Raw genomic sequence first — 17,631 nt, forward strand, 5'->3', positions numbered from 1 at the left:
GTTTTCATTTCAATGGTTAGCTTACTATTGTTAGCTTTATGTGATTATTCAGTCCCTAATCGGAGTTCCCGACCATGAGAGATCAGTTTCCCTTTGCCGTTGCCCGGGTCACCCGCCGCTGGCGCAAACTGTTGGATGAGCGCCTGAAGGATCTGGGTGTGACGCAGGCACGCTGGACCACCATGGTCTATCTCAGGGAAGGGGGCGAAGGCCTGACCCAGCGAGAACTCGCCAGCCTGATGGCCATTGAAAATCCCACCCTTGTCCGTCTGCTGGACAGTCTGGAGCAGCAGGGCCTCATTGAGCGCCGCCCGTGCCCCAATGACCGCCGCGCCCGACGTCTGCACCTGACGGATAACGGTCGTGCCTTTATGGAGGATCTGACCGAGCGTGCCTCCAAGCTGCGGGAGGAAATGCTGGACGGGATTTCCGACAAGGAAATCGACTGTGCCATCAAAGTTTTTCACAAAATTCTGGAAAACGCCGAAAAGCAGAAATAAAACGCACGAACCCGGCCTGGAGGAGCATTCGCTCTGAGTGATAATACGGTGGAGGGGCTGAAGGCCCGATACGGTGAACGCTGGCGCTGGCTGGCTGTTTTCACAGTGATGCTGGGTACCATGGCAACGGTGCTGAGTGCCACGGTGGTCAACGTGGCGCTGCACGATATCATGCTGGAATTCGGGATTCGTCAGGGTCAGGTTCACTGGCTGGCGACCGGTTTTATCGCCGCCATGACCACCACCATGCTGACCTCCAGTTGGCTGCTGGACCATTTCGGTCTCCGCAAGACCCTGGCAACAGCCATGGCCCTGTTCAGCCTGATTTCTTTGGCGGGTGGGTTTGCGTCATCCCCGGAACAATTGATCGCCGCCCGTATCGGTCAGGGTGCCATGGCCGGATTGATGCAACCCATGGGTATGTACCTGGTGTTCCGGATTTTTCCCCGGGAGCGTCGTGGCCAGGCGATGGGGATCTACGGCATGGGCGTCATTCTGGCGCCTGCGCTGGGACCGGTTCTGGGCGGCTTTCTGGTCGATCAACTGGACTGGCGCTATGTGATGTTTGCACCTGCGCCGGTCACCTTGCTGGGTGTGTTCATGGCCTGGCGTTTTCTGCCGCTGCCGGTGTCGCGGCCAGCGCCCTATCGCTTTGACCTGCCCGGCCTGTTATTGCTGGGGTCTACCATCGCGGTGTCTCTGGACGCTCTGAATCGGCTGCAAAATGCTGCCGACAGTCGCTACTGGCTGGTGTTGGAAGGTCTGGTCGCGGTGACTACCCTGTTACTTTTCGTATGGCGGGAGCGCAGAACCAGCCACCCATTGCTGAATCTCCGACTGTTGCGACAGCCGGTATTCCTCTATGCCAATCTTGGTGCCCTCGCACTTGGCTTGGCGTTGTTTGGCTCCACGTATCTGGTGCCCCTGTTTGTCCAAACCGCCCTGAACTTCTCTGCCACCGAGGCGGGGCTGTTGATGCTGCCTGCGGGTATCGCCCTGGGCATGACCTTTCCCCTGGCGGGGCGGCTGGCGGACAAGCACAGCTCCCGCGCCCTGGTCGTTTTCGGCATGGTGCTGTTTGCAGCATCTGCGGCGTTGTTCGCGATGTCCGATCTGGAGCTCGCGTTTGGCTGGCTGGCGTTGTGGACCATCCTCGGCCGGGTTGGCCTGGGGTTCATGTTGCCCGCATTGTCGACCGGCGCCCTGAATCCGCTTGAGCCCCATGATCTGGGGGCGGGCTCCAGCACCATTAACTTTACCCGGCAGCTCGGCGGCGCCTACGGCGTCAACATTGTCGCCCTGACCATCGAGTTCGGGGATCACGCCGGGGGTATTCCTACCATCGGCGCCTTCCATTCGGCATGGTGGCTGGTGGCGCTGTTCGTGGCGGTGGCGGCTATACCGGTATGGCGGATGCGAGCGTAATTGAACTGGAAATTGGCATCGGGTAGTATGCAGCTTCCTTCAGGGGAGTAGCCTCCGCCCGCGGTGAGTTCAGCGGGCCGGATGGTAGTCAACATACTTGGGGCCCAATCCCCATGGCTATCGTGTCCCGCCCTAACCAGATAGTGGAATAGCGGCGAGATTGGCAAGACCTGAGGCAGACACCTCCAAAGGGCGGAAGGTGGCTGTCTCATGTCTGAAATTCCGCCCTGGGGCATTTCATGGACGCTTTTCTCTCTTCTACCCTCGCCGTTGCCATTGCTGAAATAGGTGACAAGACCCAGCTGCTTTCACTGTTCCTGGTAGCGCGTTACGCCCAGCGCTGGCCCATTATTCTTGGTATTTTTGTCGCCACGGTTCTGAATCATGCGCTTTCGGCCATGCTGGGGGCCTGGGTTGCCAAATGGATACCGGAAACCTGGCTGCCCTGGATCCTGGCCGTGAGCTTTGTCGCCATCGCACTGTGGTTGCTGATTCCTGACAAGGATGACAGCGACGATTCGAAGTTTCTGGGCATGGGCGCGTTCATGGCGACGACCGTGATGTTCTTTATCGCCGAGATCGGCGACAAGACCCAGGTGGCAACCGTAGTGTTGGCAGCACGATACACAGAGACCGTCTGGGTTATTATCGGTACAACCGTCGGGATGCTGTTGGCCAACATTCCGGTTATTATGGCGGGGAAGTGGTTAATGGACCGTTTGCCGTTGGCAACGGCCCGTATTGGTGCCAGTGTTCTTTTCGTTGTCCTGGCGATTGCAACGGTCTGGGCGGCCCTGGCTACGGCCTGAGTGTCCGCTCAACGGGTTTTCTTTGTGGTGTGGAAAAGCTATGTGGTGTAAACGAATTCTGGCGTTGATGACGGTCGGCTTTGTTCTGTCCTGGACTGGCGCCTATGGGGCGGAACAGGACAAGACCCGGGTCATCGATGCTGCTGAAGCGCCGGATCGCAAACCGCGGGTGCCGGCGTTTGCCATCGATGGGGATCTCGCCGGTTCACTGTCCGTGTTTACTACAAAGTATGAGGATACCTTCGCGGCCATTGGTAACGAGCTGAGTCTGGGCTACCTGGAACTGGTGAAAGCCAACCCCGGTGTTGACCCCTGGCTGCCGGGGGATGGCACACGCATCACCCTGCCCCGTCAGTATGTCCTGCCCGATGTTGAGCGCAAGGGCATTGTCATCAATCTGGCGGAGTATCGTCTGTATTACTTTACCGACAAAGGTGTCCAGGTATACCCGGTCGGCGTGGGCACCGATGACAATCCGTCGCCGCTGACGGATGCCGAAGTCACCATGCCGCTGGAGTCGCCTGCCTGGTACCCGCCGGCCAGCATTCGCGCCGAATACGAGGCCTCTGGTGACTACCTGCCAAGAATGATCCCCCCCGGCCCCGGTAATCCGCTGGGCAGTCATGCCCTGATGCTCAGTGAGGAGGGCTACCTGATCCACGGCACCAACAAGCAGTTCGGGGTCGGCATGCAGGTCAGTCACGGTTGTTTCCGCATGTACAACGAGGACATTTCACGCTTTGTTTACCAGGTCAGCAAGGGCACGCCGGTACGGGTGATCAAGCAGCCGGTAAAGATTGGTCTGTCTGGCGGGGAAGTCTGGCTGGAAGTGCATCGTCCCCATGAGGAATACAGCGACCAGGACCGGGAGTGGTTGTGGCAGGAGGTGACGGAAGCGCTGGACAGCTTCCTTCAGCGCAAACCCGGCGTTGAAATCCAGCGTCGCGCCATAGAGCTCGCCGTCGATCAGGCGGATGGCCTTCCCACCATGGTGGGAGAACGGGTCCGGGTCCGCCAGCTGGCATCGGACGACAGTAACGCGGAAAAACCGGCTGATGTCGACCGCAACGAAAAGGGGCCACAGCTCTGGTTCTGAGGCCGGTCCCTCTATCCATTCAAGAATAACAAGGACACCCCATGACGCGTACGATTCTGATCACCGGCGCCAGCTCCGGCCTTGGCGAAGGCATGGCCAGGGAATTTGCCGCTCGTGGAGACAATCTGGCGCTGTGTGCCCGTCGCACGGAACGGCTTGAAGCATTACGGGACGAGCTGCGGCGACAGTACCCGGCTATTCGTATCAGCCTCCAGGCACTGGATGTGAACGATCACGAACAGGTATTCGAGGTATTCCGGGGTTTCCAGTCGGAGTTTGGCACTCTGGACCGCATCATCGTCAACGCCGGTATTGGTAAGGGCCAACCCCTGGGGACCGGGCGCTTCCAAGCCAACAAGCAAACCGCCGAAACCAACTTCGTGTCGGCCCTGGCCCAGATCGAGGCCGCCATGGAGATATTCCGCGAGCAGAACCGGGGCCACCTGGTTGCCGTATCGTCGGTGACGGCAGTGCGCGGGATGCCAAAGAATGTCACTACCTATGCGGCCACCAAGGCCGGTCTGGCGGCCCTGATGGAAGGCTTGCGGGTGGAGCTGGTGAAACAAAAGTCTCCAATTCGGGTCACAACCTTGTATCCGGGCTATATTCGTACTGAGATTAATGAGAAAGTGAAAAACACGCCCTTCATCGTGGACGCTGAAACCGGCTGCAAGGCCATGGTCAAAGCGATCGAGTCGGAGAAACCCGAGTGTTTCGTGCCTGGATGGCCATGGACACCTCTGGGTTTCCTGATGAAGCGGCTGCCAGTGTCGGTGTTGGCCCGAATGTTCTGACCCATCGCTCTGATCCGGGGAGGAGTTAATGAAGACGAGCCGTCCCATGAGATCACTGTCCTCCAGGGGATTCACCTGGTCCCTGTTTGTATTTCTGCTTGGAACCGTGCTGGCGCTGGGTTCCCTGGCCTATTCTGTCTATGCGCAGGAAAAGGCTTCTGATACCGCGCTGGTACTGACTGTCGAGGGCGCCATTGGCCCGGCGACCATGGATTACGTGGTGCGTGGCATACAGCGTGCGGAATCGGAGGGCGCCGGGCTGGTCGTCATCCGGATGGACACTCCGGGGGGCTTGATGGAGTCCATGCGCGGAATCATCAAGGACATTCTCGCCTCATCCGTGCCGGTTGCCACCTACGTCTCCCCCGAGGGGGCTCGCGCGGCCAGTGCCGGCACCTACATTCTTTATGGCAGTCACATTGCCGCCATGGCGCCGGCCACCAACCTGGGCTCCGCAACCCCGGTGCAGATGGGTGGAGTTCCGGGCATGGATGATCCACCGGCGGAAGAACCTGACGAGCAGGCCGAGGAGGGTAAGGACGCCGAAACGGATAGTGGTTCCGAAGAAGAAGCCAGTGAAAGCGACAGTAAACGCCGTGGCGGAACGGCGATGGAACGCAAGGTGCTGGAAGACGCTGTCAGTTATATCCGTGGTCTGGCGGAACGTCACGGTCGTAATGCCGACTGGGCGGAAGAGGCCGTCCGCGAAGCGGTTAACCTGGGCGCCACAGAAGCCCTGGAAAAGAACGTGGTGGACGTGGTCGCCAGTACCCTGCCCGACCTGCTGAGGCAGATAGACGGCCGCACTGTAAGGACGGCAGGCGGAGAGGTCACTCTGGCAACGGCCAACCTCGAACTGGTGCACTCGGCACCGGACTGGCGTACCCGTTTACTGTCAGTACTCACCAATCCCAATGTCGCGTATTTCCTGATGATCATCGGGTTCTACGGCATCATTTTCGAACTCTCCAACCCGGGCGCTATTTTCCCGGGTGTTATCGGGGCCATTTGTCTGATTCTGGCCCTGTTTGCCTTCCAGGTGCTGTCGGTGAACTACGCCGGCCTGGCGTTGATCCTGCTGGGTCTGGCGTTCATCGTCGGGGAGGCCTTCATGCCCAGCTTTGGCATATTGGGTATAGGCGGGATTGTCGCGTTTATAACCGGCTCGGTGATTCTTATGGATGGCAGTCACCGGGATATTTCGCTGCCGATGGTGGGTGGAACCGCAGCGGTTGCCGCAGGCTTCATCCTGTGGACAGCGACGCGGTTCATCGGTTTGCGCAAGCGGCATCCGGTGAGCGGTCCGGAACAGATTTCCCATGAACAGGCCCGGGCCCTGGATGATTTCGAGCCCAGGGATGGCAGCTACCATGGGCATGTGCGTATGAGTGGTGAACGCTGGAATGCCACCAGCAGCTCACCGGTCAAGACCGGTGATGAGCTGAATGTGACGGCAATAGAAGGGCTGACGGTGGTTGTGGAGCCGGGAGACGCGACGACAAACCCAACGAAGGAGACGTTATGATGTTTGGTGATCTGATTCCCTATCTTGCACCCACGGTGGTGCTGCTTCTGATTCTTGGGTCGGCGATCAAGATCCTGCCTGAGTACGAGCGTGGTGTGGTCTTTTTCCTCGGCCGCTTCCAGGGCGTGAAGGGGCCGGGTCTGATCATTGTGATTCCCGGTATCCAACAAATTGTGAGGGTGGACCTGCGTGTGATCACCCTGGACGTACCGAGTCAGGATGTTATTTCCAAGGACAACGTCACCGTGCGGGTAAACGCCGTCCTGTATTTCCGCGTGGTGGATCCTGAGCGCTCGATCATCCGGGTCGAGGATTACGCGGCGGCAACCAGCCAGCTGGCGCAAACCACCTTGCGTTCGGTGCTGGGTAAGCATGATCTGGACGAGATGCTGTCAGAGCGTGACAAGCTCAACATTGATATTCAGGAGATCATTGATGCCCAGACCGAGGAGTGGGGTATCAAGGTGGCGAACGTGGAAATCAAGCATGTGGATCTGAATGAGAACATGATCCGCGCTATTGCGCGTCAGGCAGAAGCGGAGCGTGAACGGCGAGCCAAGGTGATTCATGCCGAAGGCGAATTGCAGGCATCAAAGAAACTGGTGGAAGCGGCCGAAGTGATGTCCACCAATTCAGGCGCCATGCAGCTTCGTTATTTGCAGACTCTGGCGGATATGAGCAACAACAATTCGTCCACTATCGTGTTCCCGCTGCCCATGGATATGCTGAAGTCCTTCATGGAGAAACAGAAGCAGGGGCTTAACAACAAACCGAAGGATTCGGATTCCGGGGAATAATCACCAGATGTCAGACATGAAAAAGGCCGGATGAGTCCGGCCTTTTTCATGACGCATCAGCCTTACTTCTGGCTGGCACGCTCGAGCATACGCTTGGCACGCTCGTTTGCTTCGTCAGCAGCACGCTGGGCAGCTTTCGCAGCAGCCAGTGCTTCGTCTGCAGTCTGCTGGGCAGAGCGTGCAGCGCTGGAAGCGCTGTTGGCAGTGTTCAGGGCATTTTCAGCAGTCTGCTCAGCGGAGCTTGCGTTAGCATTTGCTTCGTCGATAGCTCCCTGGTCAGTGGTGGCACAACCTGCAGTCAGTGCGGTGGCCAATGCAAACCCTGCGATCGTCAGTTTACGCATATCTTTTCCCCTTATTGGTCGTTTTATTTCCTGTGATCCAGAAGCCAGTCAGATGACGTCCTGTCAAACCAGGCCCGATAGGCTTTGACTACCGGAGTCGTTAAACAGTGTAAAACACTCTGCGGGAAAATGTTAACTAAGGATACGTAAAAGTTTTGGCCTTATGACAACAACTTAATAAAAAAGAAAGCTGGTTGCCGTCATACCAGGCACTTTGGAGGTTTCAGGGCAGAATGCGGATGGGCGTGCCGTCAGCCACCAGGTTCCAGATTTCGTCCATTTCCTCGTTGGTCACCGCGATGCAGCCGTTGGTCCAGTCCAGGCCGGTGTAGGCAAATGCCATATCTCCGGCTTCGTTTGGCAGACCGTGGATCATGATGCTGCCGCCGGGATCCAGGCCCCAGGCCTGCGCGAGTTCCTGGTCCCGCTCATTGGGGTAGGAGATATGAATCGACTTGTAGAAATCGCTGTTGGCATTGCGCCAGTCCAGCTGATAGTCCCCTTCGGGAGTGCGTTCGTCCCCCTCGTACAGCTTGTGGCCCTCGGGACTCTCGCCCAGGGAAATCCGATAACTGCGGACCACTTCCTCGTCATCCATCAGGTATAACCTGCGTTCACTTTTGCGCACCAGTACCTTGTCGATGCCCCGGGGATGGTCGAGAGATGGTTTTTCCTCGGGTATCCGGGATTCCGCGCGGGCCAGCAACTCGGTTGCTGAGGCAGACGATAGCGGCGCCAGTAGGCTGGCGACAAACATGAACAAAAATAGAGGCATCCGGACAGTCATGGCCATAAGTTACTAATGATTAATATTGGTCTGGCACAGTTTATAGCATAGCCGACCGCAAGATTGTTAATGGGTTTTGTTAACTTTTTTGGTTATCTATTAACCGGACCGCCTGTTTTGTGAGCTGTCCATCTTCAGGCCGACCTTGGTGACGCGATCGGCTTCGGTCGCCCGGGCTACCAGGGTGACCGGTCCGAGAATCACCTTGTCACCGACTACCGGGTGGCCCTTGGTACGGCGCGCGAAGCATTCTGCCAGAGACAGCTCGGGAGGCAGTTCGTCAAACTCGATACCGTACACCTGTTCCACATCCCCCAACAACGCGTCGCCATTGAGGACAAAGTCACCGAAGAATGCGCGTTCGGCGAGATGTTTCGGCGCCTGTCGACCACTGAGTGCCTTGCCCAGCTCGGACAGGTCGGACGGCGTGGCAAACATGGCGATGACATCACCGCTGGAGACTTCCATTTCGGGGCTGGGCTGGTGACAGATGCGTTTGCGAAACACACCGGCAATGGCGGTGTTGGATGGCAAGCGCAGTTGGCCAAGGGGACGGGGCGTTTTCCAGTTGTCACCCCTCAACGGGAACAGCATCAGTTCATGGTCACCGGTCGCGGGTACATCCAGGGGCAGACGCCGGTATGGGTCGTCGCCGGCCGGAATTTCCAGGCCGAGTTTGCGGGCCAGGGGCGCCATGGTGGTGCCCTGCACGATCAGCGACACCAGAACGATGAAGAAGGCAGCGTGAAACAGCAGTTGGGCATCGGGCAGGTCGGCAATAATCGGAAACAGCGCCAGTACAATCGGCACCGCCCCGCGCAGGCCGACCCAGCTGATAAAGCCAAGCTCCCGGCGATTGAAACCAAACGGCCAGAGGGTGATCAGCACGGTCAGCGGACGAATCAGGAAAATAAGCGACAGCGCCAGGATCAGGCCGGCGCCGGCCAGGCTCCACAGGTCGGACGGGGTCACCAGCAACCCGAGGATCAGGAACAGGCTGATCTGCGACAGCCAGGCGAGACCGTCATGGACCTGCAGGATCATGGGCATCATGCGTACCGGGCGGTTGCCGATCACCACCCCAGTGAGGTAGATGGCAAGGAAACCGCTGCCGCCAAGGGCGTTGGTGCCGGAAAATACGGCAATGCCGGCCGCAGCCACCAGCAACGGATACAGCGACGGTGTCAGGCGGATGCGGTTGGCCAGTTGAACCACTACATGGCCGCCAAGAATACCGGCAATGCCGCCGATCCCGAACTGCTTGACCAGCATCAGCAAACCGCCCCAGTTGGCGCCCTGACTGTTCTCCGCGATCATGGTGACCAGCATCAGGGTCAGGAAAATGGCCATCGGATCGTTGCTGCCGGACTCGATCTCCAGCGTGGCGCTGACCCGTTCATTGAGGTGCAGGCCGCGGCCCTGAAGCAGTGAAAACACCGCTGCCGCGTCGGTGGACGAGATGATGGCGCCGATCAGCAGAGCGGTCATCCAGTGGAGATCGAACACCCACCACGCCACCAGGCCGGAACCTGCGGCGGTCAGGAACACACCGAATGTGGCCAGCATCAGTGCCGGCCGAAGACCAACCCGGAAAGTCTCTGCCCGGGTGCGCATGCCACCGTCCAGCAGGATCACCCCGAGCGCCAGGTTGGCGATCACGAAGGCAAGCTCGAAATTGTCGAAATCGATGCCACCCGGGCCGTCTTCTCCCATCATCATCCCGACAATCAGGAAAATCAGCAGTACAGGCATACCGACCCGGCTGGAAAGCGGGCTCAGTACAATGCTGATGACCAGCATCAGGGCGCCAATCAGGGTGAACGTGGGGTCCATCGAATCTCCGTCAGTTACTGTGTGAGCATAGCAGGAGCGCTCCGGGGGCGGCGAAGGAAAATTGCCAGCCCCGGGGCTTGCCGAGCCGTGGCAAGTCCGCTTATATTGCCGTAACGAGAGGCGTATTGCGGGTGTAGTTCAATGGTAGAACGGCAGCTTCCCAAGCTGCATACGAGGGTTCGATTCCCTTCACCCGCTCCATTCCGCTTTAGTGCAGTTTCAGTCTCGGCTGCATGGCGCGGCTGATCTTGTCCATCAGCCAGATAACGCCGGTCCTCAGGAATCCGTGCAGGGCGACCTGATGCATGCGATACAGGGAGACGTAAAACAGGCGGGCGACCTTACCTTCGATGTACATGCCACGACCGGACAGGTTACCCATCAGGTTGCCAACGGTGGTGTAGTGGCTGAAATTGATCAGCGAACCGTGGTCATTGTAGACAAAGGGTATGGCCTCTTTGCTTTCAAGGCGGTTACAGAGCGTCTTGAACAGCACATCCGCTTGCTGGTGGGCGGCCTGGGCCCTGGGGGGGACCGGCCTGTCGGAATCCGGCTGGGGACAGGCGGCACAGTCGCCCAGGGCAAAAATACTGCTGTCACGGGTGGTTTGCAGGGTCTGCTCCACCACCAGCTGGTTACCCCGGTTCACTTCGAGCCCGTCGAGCTCCGCGAGGAAGCCGGGCGCCTTAATGCCGGCCGCCCAGATGGTCATTTCCGAAGGCAGCTCGGTGCCGTCCTTCATCACAATGCTCTGCTTACGCACTTCGCTCACCGGTTGTCCGGTCATGACCTTGACGCTTTGCCGCCCCAGTTCGCGGGTTGCGGCGGCGGACAGGCGTTCGGGCAATGCCGGCAGGATACGGTCCGCCGCTTCGATGACAGAAATCGATACATCCGATGCCTGCAGGTGGTTCATGCCAAATACCGGTAACTCCCGCGAGGCCAGGCGCAGCTCCGCCGCCAGTTCCACGCCGGTGGCTCCGGCGCCGATGATGGTGATCGGCAGTTCGTGAGTCTGGCCCTGATTGGCGTCGTGATTCTTGCGCAGGAAAGCATTGAGCAACAGGTTATGGAAACGGCGTGCCTGTGTCAGGCTGTCCAGGAACAGGCAGTGCTCCTGGGCGCCGGGAGTGCCGAAATCATTGGCAGTACTGCCGACAGCCATCACCAGGGTGTCATAGCTGATGCGACGCTCGGGAACCACTTCCACGCCTTCTTCATCATTAAACGGCGCGATCACCAGCTGTTTGGCGTCACGATCCAGTCCGCTCATGCAGCCAAGCTGGAACTCGTAATGGTGCTTTTGAGCGTGGGCGCGGTAGTTGATCTCGTTGGCACTGGCATCGAGTGACCCGGAGGCCACCTCATGGAGCAGGGGTTTCCAGACATGGGTCAGGCCAGCATCCACCAGGGTAATGCGCGCCCTGCGTTTTTTTCCAAGCTTGTTACCCAGGCTGGTGACGAGCTCAAGACCGCCGGCGCCACCGCCGACCACGACAATGTGATGAAGATTATCCATAACAGTCAGACCTTTAAGTGAAGAGAGCCAAGCGCTCTCGGGACAAAAACGCTTGGCTGTCCTCACTGGGATCCTGTGATAGGTAGGGTGCTAACGCAGCCGGATTAATACTAACGCGGAGAGGACAACAGGTACAATTGGACCTATGTCCCCCATTCCCTTAAGTCACCTCTCAGGGAGGTGCTCAGTGGTGAGTACGGTATCCATCAAGGATGGCGGCCATGTCGTCCCCCAGGGCCTGTAACTGTTCCTCCGTCAGGTCCCTTTCAGCCATCGCACGCAGTGCCATGATCTGGGCCTGGAGCAACCTGGCCAGGCGACTGCAATCCGCTGTTGAGGCCAGTTCTCCCCGGGCTTTCGCCTGTTCCAGGGCGGCTTTCAGAGCGCATTCAATGGCAGAAAGAATGCGGTTGGCCAGGGCTGCCAGCGCACTGTGGGTGTTGCTGGATTCCAGCAGGGTTTTTACGATCATGCAGGCTCGTGATGGCGCCTCTGTATCGGGGCCGCACTTGGCGGCAATGGTGCGCAGGTAATCCTGCAGGCCGTCCACGATGGAGTCGTACGGTTCAAGGTGCGCTGCCATTTCCCGGCCGCCCTGTTCTGCGTAGGAGGCCAGCGCTTCCGAAAACAGTCCGTCCTTGCTGCCGAAGGTGGCGTAAATGCTGCCGGGGCGCATATCCAGGGCGTGCTCAATCTGTTTCATGGAGCTGCCGTGATAGCCCTTCTCCCAGAACAGGCCGACGGCCTTTTCCAGGGCGGTTTTTCGGTCATAGCGTGCATGTCTGGCCATAGCTGCAATCCGCGGGCATCTGTACTTGAATAGTCATTCAATGATAACCGGATTGGTGATTCAGTAACAAACTGACAGGTTCAGCCCGCATCCGTGGCCAGTATATTGGCCTGCCTTTCGCGCTTCTTGTTCTGTACCCGCTTGTCCACGCATTGCTCCGCATCCCGCAGGATAACCACGCATTCCAGGCACTGGATACATTCATCGTAATCCACCCGACCATCCTTGCGGATGGCGTTGATGCCGCACTCGTTCTTGCAGTGCTGGCAGGGATTGCCGCACAGCTCGACCCGATCCAGCCAGCTGAACAGCCGGAACCGGCCCAGCACCGCCAGACCGGCCCCCAGCGGGCACAGGTAGCGACAATAGAACTTGTGGATGAACATGCCGATCACCAGCAGCCCCACCGCATACGCAACAAACGGCCAGTAGCGGACAAAGAACAGGGTGATGCTGGTCTTGAAGGGTTCCACTTCCGCCAGTTGTTCCGCCAGGGTCAGTGAATAGAAGGCTGTGCCAACCAGCCCCAGAAGAATCGGATACTTGATCAGGATCAGTCTGCGGTGCCAGTGTTCCGGCACCCGGACCTGTCTGAATTTCAGTTTCCCGCCCAGCCAGGCGGCCATTTCCTGTAGAGCTCCGAACGGACACAGCCAGCCGCAGAACAGGCCCCGGCCCCAGATAAACAGGGTGATGAAGGTGTAGGTCCAGAGGATAAAAATCACCGGGTCCAGCAGGAACACGTCCAGTGAGAAACCGTCCCAGATTGCCAGGAACAGTGTGTAGATATTCACCACCGAGAGCTGGCCCTGGGCGTAAAAGCCGATAAAAAACAGGGTAAATAACAAGAAGCCCCAGCGGAACCGATGCACCAGCCGTGGGTGGCGGCTGAGGGATTTCTGTCTGGCGAAAAACACGGTGAGCACAGCAAGACCGGCCACCAGAAGTGAGATCTGCCACCAGCGTTCCTTCCACAGACCGATCCATACCGGTTCCCGTGAGTCTTCCGGAGACGCGGCAACGTCTACAGTCTCGAACATGTCTCCGTTGAACCGGACGGGAATGTCCAGGGTCGTGCGATCGATCACCAAATGATTGCGTGCCAGTTCGACATTGAGTTTCAGTTCGGCTTCCGCACCCGGATTGAAACCTGTGCTGCCACCTACCCGGAACAGGTTGCTGGCATCGAAGGACGGCATTCCGGCGGCCTGAAACTCCAGATTCCTGTCCAGAAGGTCGAGGTCGCGGATTTCTACGGCGAGGTTATTCTGGATCAGGCCCAGGCGGTCCGGTGTGCTTCCGGGTACAAAGTCTTCCGCAACGTGCAGGAACTCCCCCCGCGACAGGATGGCGAGAATCTGGGCGCCGTCTTCAAACCTGGCCATCAATTGCCTGTAGCCGTCGTCGCCCAGCAGATTGCGACCGACAATGGGCGCGTTGATGTAACCAAAATACAGCTCGCTGAAGGGCGCCCCCTCTGGTGGCTCCAGATCCCCGGGATAGTCCGACAGGGGGCGGCCGATCTGGTTTTCAATGGTGGCTGCATTCACTCGCCAATGGCCGATGTAGCCCCGGTCAATCAGTTGATGCCAGGACAGCGGCTCATAGAAGTCCGGATTTGCCCGTGTCGGAGTCGCCTGGGCGAAACCCTCCAGTTTCTTGCGTGCGACCTGCAATGCCGAAGACAGCACGGTGTCGTTGAGAATCAGCACAGACACCGTAGCCTTGCTGACCCCGTCAAAGTGCACCACGTTGCCTCCGGCATCCCGACCCGAGCGGCGGGAATTGGAGGTGCTGACGATGATCTGCTCCCGCAGTGAACGGCCCTTGTATTGCTCGGTAAATTCGAACAGCGGTTCTTCCCCCAGACCGTGGAGAAACACCGGTTCATGGTGATGCAATACCCGGACACCGGTGAACCGGCCCCGGGTGTCCAACCCGATCAACAGTCTGATCGGCTTGCCGGCAAAACCCTGCAAGCGGGTAAAGTCGGTGGACTCATAGGCATAGCCCAGCAGTTCCTGGAGCTGGTACACCGGATACACGGGAAAATCCGGCAACTGGTCCCGGATGACGGTTGCTGAAGGGAACAGCTCCTGGATCAGTGCCTGCCGTTCCCCTGAAAGCTCTGCGTGGGTCGTGGCTATCCAGGACAGGCAGACAAGAAGGAGCACGATGCGCCCGGTCATGGGGTACTCCTGCAGTTCTTGTTGTTTAAACTTCCATGCTAGAGTTTTCGACGGTTGGCTCAATGCGACCTCGGAGCCACCTGACTGCTACTTTGTGAGGAGATTGGATGAAAATTGCGGTTTATTGCGGGTCCAGGACCGGAAATGACCCTGTATTCGCCAACAAGGCGCGGGAGCTGGGCACCTTCTTCGGGCGCAATGGCGCCGATGTGATTTTTGGTGGCGGCCACGTCGGGCTGATGGGGATAGTCGCGGACTCGGCGCTGGAATCTGGCGGCAGGGTCTGTGGCGTGATTCCGGAGCACTTGCGTGACCGGGAATTGGCCCACAGCGGATTAACCGAACTGCATGTGGTCAAAGACATGCACGAGCGCAAGGCGAAGATGGCGGAACTGGCGGATGGTTTTGTCGCCCTGCCCGGCGGTATCGGCACTCTGGAGGAAATATTCGAGGCCTGGACCTGGGGGCAATTGGGGTTTCACCACAAGCCTTGTGCGCTCTATAACGTCAATGGTTTCTATGACCCGTTGCTGTCCATGGCCTCTGCCATGGAACGGGCGGGGTTCCTGAAACAGGAATACATCGACATGCTCATTACCGCAGATGATCCGGCCGCCCTGCTTGACCAGATGAAGCATTATCAACCGCCAAGGGAAAAGTGGACCTGAGCATGTTTTGGCTACAGCCGGCTGACCCGGGTCATCAGCTTGCGCCAGGCGATCGGCAAGCGCTTTTCCAGCTCTGCCAGCAGCGGGTCTTTTGAATGCAGGGCATCGAAGGGGCGCTTGCTGGCGTAGATGACCGTGTTGTTGCTCTTGCTCCGGAACATCAGCAACACCGCAAAGTGTTTTTTTAACTGGCGAAAATAGGGCCCTTCCGGATCCGGGGTGCGGTGGTAATTCAGTGCCAGCCAGCCGCCGTCGGTCAGGGCCCGGCTGCATTCATCCACAAAATGACGCTGGGCCTGGGCCGGGCTCATGCGGTCGGCGTTGTAGAGGTCCGCCAGGATCATGTCGGTGCTGGCGTCCGGCAGGGCGCCCAGGGCATTGCGTGCATCGGCGATAGTGACGGCCAGGCGGTCGCTGTCCGGTAAACTGAAAAACTCCCGTGCCACGTCCACAACCGCCGGTCTCAGCTCGACGGCGTGAATCCGGCAGTCCGGGTACAGGTGATGGAACGCATTCACCATGACGCCGCCACCGAGCCCCAGCACCGTGACATGCCGGGGCCTGGCAAACGCCGCCGGCAGCATCATGGCGCGGTTGTATTCGTGTACCGGGAGGTGGGGCCGGCGGCGATCAATCTTGCTTTGCTCAAACACCGAATCAAAGGTCAGGACCCGGTGTTTGCGGTAGTCGATTACCAGGATGCCGCCCAGGGCATCCCGGGTATGATGAATGATGTCGCCTTGGTGGAACATGCAGTATGACTGTCGCTCGGGCTGGTGTAACCGGGCCGGAGTCCGGTTCTGTGTTCGTGCTGGTGAGGTCTGTTAATCTGGACAGACGTACAACACCACTGTTAAAACCTTTTTATCACAGTACGGACGTTTTCGGGACACAGTCACTGAGATAAAGGCCAACCATCAACAGGAGGCAACACCGTGAAACTAGAGGTTCGAGGCATAGAGGAAGGTCAGCCAATTCCTGAAAAATTCGCGTTTGGCGTCTACAGCCAGGAAGACCACATGAGTTTCGGCCCCAACCGGAATCCGGAAATCACTTGGGAAGGCGCACCGGAAGGCACCCGGAGCTTCGTGGTCATGATGTTTGATCCTGACGTGCCGAGCGTGGCGGACGATGTGAACCAGGAGGGCAAGACGGTTTCAAAGGACATCCCGCGGGTGGACTTTTTCCACTGGTTGCTGGTGGACGTCCCTGCCGCCACAAACCGGATTCCCGAGGGTGAGGACAGCGATGGCGTTATTCCCAAGGGCAAGGAACCCGGCCCGGGCCCGATCGGTATCCGGGGGGTGAACAACTATACCCAGTTCCTGGCTGGAAACCCCGATATGGCTGGCACCTACGCCGGCTATGATGGCCCCTGCCCACCCTGGAACGATGAGATCCTTCATCATTACCACTACGAAGTCCATGCACTGGATGTCGAGAGCCTGGGCCTGGAGGGTGAATTCGATGGCAACGATGTGCGTGAAGCCATGGCCGGCCATGTGCTGGCCAGCGCCAGGGTGACCGGGACCTACACCCTGAATCCGGACCTGCGTTAATCTGACCCGGCTGGCGGCGTGCTCCGGATTGTGGGCGCGCTGTCCTCCGGCGTCTTGAAAACGTCGTCTCGCTGTCATGTTCCTGTCACCCACCTTTGTGACAGTGGCCCTATCCAGCATGGCTGAAGGGTGGGAGACGAAATGTGGAACTACCGGAGCGTGTTCATTTCCGATGTGCACCTGGGGACGGCGGATTGTCAGGCGGACTATCTGCTGGATTTCCTCAACAACGTCCGTTGCGAGACCCTCTACCTGGTGGGGGATATCGTTGACCTGATCGCCATGCAGCGGCGTGTGCATTTCCCCCAGTCCCATCAGGCGGTTATCCACAAACTCCTGGAGCTGGCCGCAACCGGTACCCGGGTGGTGTATGTGCCGGGCAATCACGATGAATTTGTCCGTCGCTTCTGTGGCCAGACCATTTCCGGTATCGAGATCCGCTACAAGGCGGTCCACACCACAACCGATGGCCGGCGATTCCTGGTCTGCCACGGTGACCAGTTTGATCAGGTGGTGCGCTGCAGCCCGCTGATGTTGCTGGTGGGGGATCGTGCCCACGGACTCCTGCTGCGACTCAATCGCTGGTTCAACGCCTGGCGCCGGCTCAACGGCAAGCCCTACTGGTCGCTGGCGGCCTGGGTCAAAAGCCGTATTGGCAAGGCACGCACCTTCATTCGTCGTTTCGAACTGGCCGCGCTGACCGCAGCCGAGCGGGGTCACTATGACGGCTTCATCTGTGGCCACATTCACTCTGCTGGTTTCCTCAGAAGCACCGAAGGCCTCTATTGCAACGATGGGGACTGGGTAGAGCACTGTACCGCGTTGGTGGAGCAGGCCGATGGTCAGCTGCAACTGCTGCACTGGTCAGAGAACCCGTCCATTATTGCGACGGAACCGGACACCCCGGCGCCGGAAATGAGCGGTGACCAGCGCCCGGTGATTGATGTGCTGCCGGCGGCGTTTGTGGAGCAGGTGAACCGGGTGATGAACTGATTC

At 58.7% G+C, this 17,631-nt stretch carries 17 protein-coding genes and 1 tRNA gene; 11 read left to right on the forward strand and 7 right to left on the reverse strand.

Annotation, left to right across the window (positions count from 1 at the left end):
• The first annotated feature begins 74 nt into the window (after positions 1 to 74).
• From slyA to ACJO3M_RS12880, 7 genes are all read left to right on the forward strand, one after another.
• Complete coding sequence (gene slyA, locus ACJO3M_RS12850) at positions 75 to 500, forward strand: transcriptional regulator SlyA (protein ID WP_406989721.1); 426 nt, start codon at positions 75 to 77, stop codon at positions 498 to 500.
• Between the two features lie 33 nt (positions 501 to 533).
• Positions 534 to 1,925: a DHA2 family efflux MFS transporter permease subunit gene (locus ACJO3M_RS12855; protein ID WP_407001950.1), complete on the forward strand. Its 1,392-nt coding sequence runs from the start codon at positions 534 to 536 to the stop codon at positions 1,923 to 1,925.
• Positions 1,926 to 2,164: 239 nt separating this feature from the next.
• Entirely contained in the window at positions 2,165 to 2,734 is a 570-nt protein-coding gene (locus tag ACJO3M_RS12860) for a TMEM165/GDT1 family protein (protein ID WP_406989719.1), read from the forward strand.
• Positions 2,735 to 2,774: 40 nt separating this feature from the next.
• Positions 2,775 to 3,830 (forward strand): L,D-transpeptidase family protein, encoded by a 1,056-nt coding sequence (locus tag ACJO3M_RS12865; protein WP_407001754.1) that lies wholly within the window; start codon positions 2,775 to 2,777, stop codon positions 3,828 to 3,830.
• A 41-nt stretch (positions 3,831 to 3,871) separates the two neighbouring features.
• Positions 3,872 to 4,624, forward strand: coding sequence for an SDR family oxidoreductase (locus ACJO3M_RS12870; protein ID WP_407001755.1), 753 nt, complete (start codon positions 3,872 to 3,874; stop codon positions 4,622 to 4,624).
• A 46-nt stretch (positions 4,625 to 4,670) separates the two neighbouring features.
• On the forward strand, positions 4,671 to 6,149 hold the full coding sequence (locus ACJO3M_RS12875; RefSeq protein ID WP_407001756.1) for an NfeD family protein: 1,479 nt from the start codon (positions 4,671 to 4,673) through the stop codon (positions 6,147 to 6,149).
• Positions 6,146 to 6,946, forward strand: a complete 801-nt coding sequence (locus tag ACJO3M_RS12880; protein WP_407001757.1) for a slipin family protein — start codon at positions 6,146 to 6,148, stop codon at positions 6,944 to 6,946. The genes ACJO3M_RS12875 and ACJO3M_RS12880 overlap by 4 nt, the downstream gene beginning before the upstream one ends.
• Before the next feature lie 62 nt (positions 6,947 to 7,008).
• Here the strand turns inward: ACJO3M_RS12880 and ACJO3M_RS12885 are convergent, their stop codons facing one another.
• The 3 genes from ACJO3M_RS12885 to ACJO3M_RS12895 all read right to left on the reverse strand — a co-directional run bounded on the left by ACJO3M_RS12885 (position 7,009) and on the right by ACJO3M_RS12895 (position 9,910).
• On the reverse strand, positions 7,009 to 7,290 hold the full coding sequence (locus ACJO3M_RS12885; RefSeq protein WP_407001758.1) for an Lpp/OprI family alanine-zipper lipoprotein: 282 nt from the start codon (positions 7,288 to 7,290) through the stop codon (positions 7,009 to 7,011).
• A gap of 223 nt (positions 7,291 to 7,513) precedes the next feature.
• The gene (locus ACJO3M_RS12890) at positions 7,514 to 8,065 is read right to left on the reverse strand and encodes a L,D-transpeptidase family protein (protein ID WP_407001759.1); all 552 of its coding nucleotides are present in this window, start codon (positions 8,063 to 8,065) and stop codon (positions 7,514 to 7,516) included.
• A 111-nt stretch (positions 8,066 to 8,176) separates the two neighbouring features.
• Positions 8,177 to 9,910, reverse strand: a complete 1,734-nt coding sequence (locus tag ACJO3M_RS12895) for a potassium/proton antiporter (protein WP_407001760.1) — start codon at positions 9,908 to 9,910, stop codon at positions 8,177 to 8,179.
• A 127-nt stretch (positions 9,911 to 10,037) separates the two neighbouring features.
• Between ACJO3M_RS12895 and ACJO3M_RS12900 the strand changes: the two genes are divergently transcribed.
• Positions 10,038 to 10,111, forward strand: a tRNA-Gly gene (locus tag ACJO3M_RS12900).
• A gap of 7 nt (positions 10,112 to 10,118) precedes the next feature.
• Here ACJO3M_RS12900 and ACJO3M_RS12905 read toward each other — a convergent pair.
• From ACJO3M_RS12905 to ACJO3M_RS12915, 3 genes are all read right to left on the reverse strand, one after another.
• Positions 10,119 to 11,429 (reverse strand): NAD(P)/FAD-dependent oxidoreductase, encoded by a 1,311-nt coding sequence (locus tag ACJO3M_RS12905; RefSeq protein ID WP_407001761.1) that lies wholly within the window; start codon positions 11,427 to 11,429, stop codon positions 10,119 to 10,121.
• 184 nt (positions 11,430 to 11,613) lie between these two features.
• The gene (locus ACJO3M_RS12910; RefSeq protein ID WP_407001762.1) at positions 11,614 to 12,219 is read right to left on the reverse strand and encodes a TetR/AcrR family transcriptional regulator; all 606 of its coding nucleotides are present in this window, start codon (positions 12,217 to 12,219) and stop codon (positions 11,614 to 11,616) included.
• Between the two features lie 80 nt (positions 12,220 to 12,299).
• The gene (locus ACJO3M_RS12915; RefSeq protein WP_407001763.1) at positions 12,300 to 14,408 is read right to left on the reverse strand and encodes a 4Fe-4S binding protein; all 2,109 of its coding nucleotides are present in this window, start codon (positions 14,406 to 14,408) and stop codon (positions 12,300 to 12,302) included.
• Positions 14,409 to 14,515: 107 nt separating this feature from the next.
• Here ACJO3M_RS12915 and ACJO3M_RS12920 point away from each other — a divergent pair, with 107 nt between their 5' ends.
• Complete coding sequence (locus ACJO3M_RS12920; protein WP_407001764.1) at positions 14,516 to 15,076, forward strand: LOG family protein; 561 nt, start codon at positions 14,516 to 14,518, stop codon at positions 15,074 to 15,076.
• An 11-nt stretch (positions 15,077 to 15,087) separates the two neighbouring features.
• Here ACJO3M_RS12920 and ACJO3M_RS12925 read toward each other — a convergent pair whose 3' ends face one another.
• Complete coding sequence (locus tag ACJO3M_RS12925; RefSeq protein ID WP_407001766.1) at positions 15,088 to 15,828, reverse strand: spermidine synthase; 741 nt, start codon at positions 15,826 to 15,828, stop codon at positions 15,088 to 15,090.
• Between the two features lie 183 nt (positions 15,829 to 16,011).
• Here ACJO3M_RS12925 and ACJO3M_RS12930 point away from each other — a divergent pair, with 183 nt between their 5' ends.
• Both ACJO3M_RS12930 and ACJO3M_RS12935 read left to right on the forward strand, forming a co-directional pair.
• Positions 16,012 to 16,635, forward strand: a complete 624-nt coding sequence (locus ACJO3M_RS12930; protein ID WP_407001767.1) for a YbhB/YbcL family Raf kinase inhibitor-like protein — start codon at positions 16,012 to 16,014, stop codon at positions 16,633 to 16,635.
• Between the two features lie 141 nt (positions 16,636 to 16,776).
• Positions 16,777 to 17,628, forward strand: a complete 852-nt coding sequence (locus tag ACJO3M_RS12935) for a UDP-2,3-diacylglucosamine diphosphatase (RefSeq protein WP_407001768.1) — start codon at positions 16,777 to 16,779, stop codon at positions 17,626 to 17,628.
• Positions 17,629 to 17,631 lie beyond the last annotated feature (3 nt).

Source organism: Marinobacter alkalisoli, from assembly GCF_045449795.1.
Taxonomy (GTDB): Bacteria; Pseudomonadota; Gammaproteobacteria; order Pseudomonadales; family Oleiphilaceae; genus Marinobacter.

Bases quoted from the DNA above. Each gene is read 5' to 3' on its own strand.
- ACJO3M_RS12905 (WP_407001761.1), bottom strand. From the start codon at position 11,429: ATGGATAATCTTCATCACATTGTCGTGGTCGGCGGTGGCGCCGGCGGT.
- ACJO3M_RS12885 (WP_407001758.1), bottom strand. From the start codon at position 7,290: ATGCGTAAACTGACGATCGCAGGGTTTGCATTGGCCACCGCACTGACT.
- ACJO3M_RS12920 (WP_407001764.1), top strand. From the start codon at position 14,516: ATGAAAATTGCGGTTTATTGCGGGTCCAGGACCGGAAATGACCCTGTA.
- ACJO3M_RS12875 (WP_407001756.1), top strand. From the start codon at position 4,671: ATGAGATCACTGTCCTCCAGGGGATTCACCTGGTCCCTGTTTGTATTT.
- ACJO3M_RS12870 (WP_407001755.1), top strand. From the start codon at position 3,872: ATGACGCGTACGATTCTGATCACCGGCGCCAGCTCCGGCCTTGGCGAA.
- ACJO3M_RS12895 (WP_407001760.1), bottom strand. From the start codon at position 9,910: ATGGACCCCACGTTCACCCTGATTGGCGCCCTGATGCTGGTCATCAGC.
- ACJO3M_RS12925 (WP_407001766.1), bottom strand. From the start codon at position 15,828: ATGTTCCACCAAGGCGACATCATTCATCATACCCGGGATGCCCTGGGC.
- ACJO3M_RS12910 (WP_407001762.1), bottom strand. From the start codon at position 12,219: ATGGCCAGACATGCACGCTATGACCGAAAAACCGCCCTGGAAAAGGCC.
- ACJO3M_RS12890 (WP_407001759.1), bottom strand. From the start codon at position 8,065: ATGCCTCTATTTTTGTTCATGTTTGTCGCCAGCCTACTGGCGCCGCTA.
- ACJO3M_RS12860 (WP_406989719.1), top strand. From the start codon at position 2,165: ATGGACGCTTTTCTCTCTTCTACCCTCGCCGTTGCCATTGCTGAAATA.
- ACJO3M_RS12865 (WP_407001754.1), top strand. From the start codon at position 2,775: ATGTGGTGTAAACGAATTCTGGCGTTGATGACGGTCGGCTTTGTTCTG.
- slyA (WP_406989721.1), top strand. From the start codon at position 75: ATGAGAGATCAGTTTCCCTTTGCCGTTGCCCGGGTCACCCGCCGCTGG.
- ACJO3M_RS12880 (WP_407001757.1), top strand. From the start codon at position 6,146: ATGATGTTTGGTGATCTGATTCCCTATCTTGCACCCACGGTGGTGCTG.
- ACJO3M_RS12935 (WP_407001768.1), top strand. From the start codon at position 16,777: ATGTGGAACTACCGGAGCGTGTTCATTTCCGATGTGCACCTGGGGACG.
- ACJO3M_RS12915 (WP_407001763.1), bottom strand. From the start codon at position 14,408: ATGACCGGGCGCATCGTGCTCCTTCTTGTCTGCCTGTCCTGGATAGCC.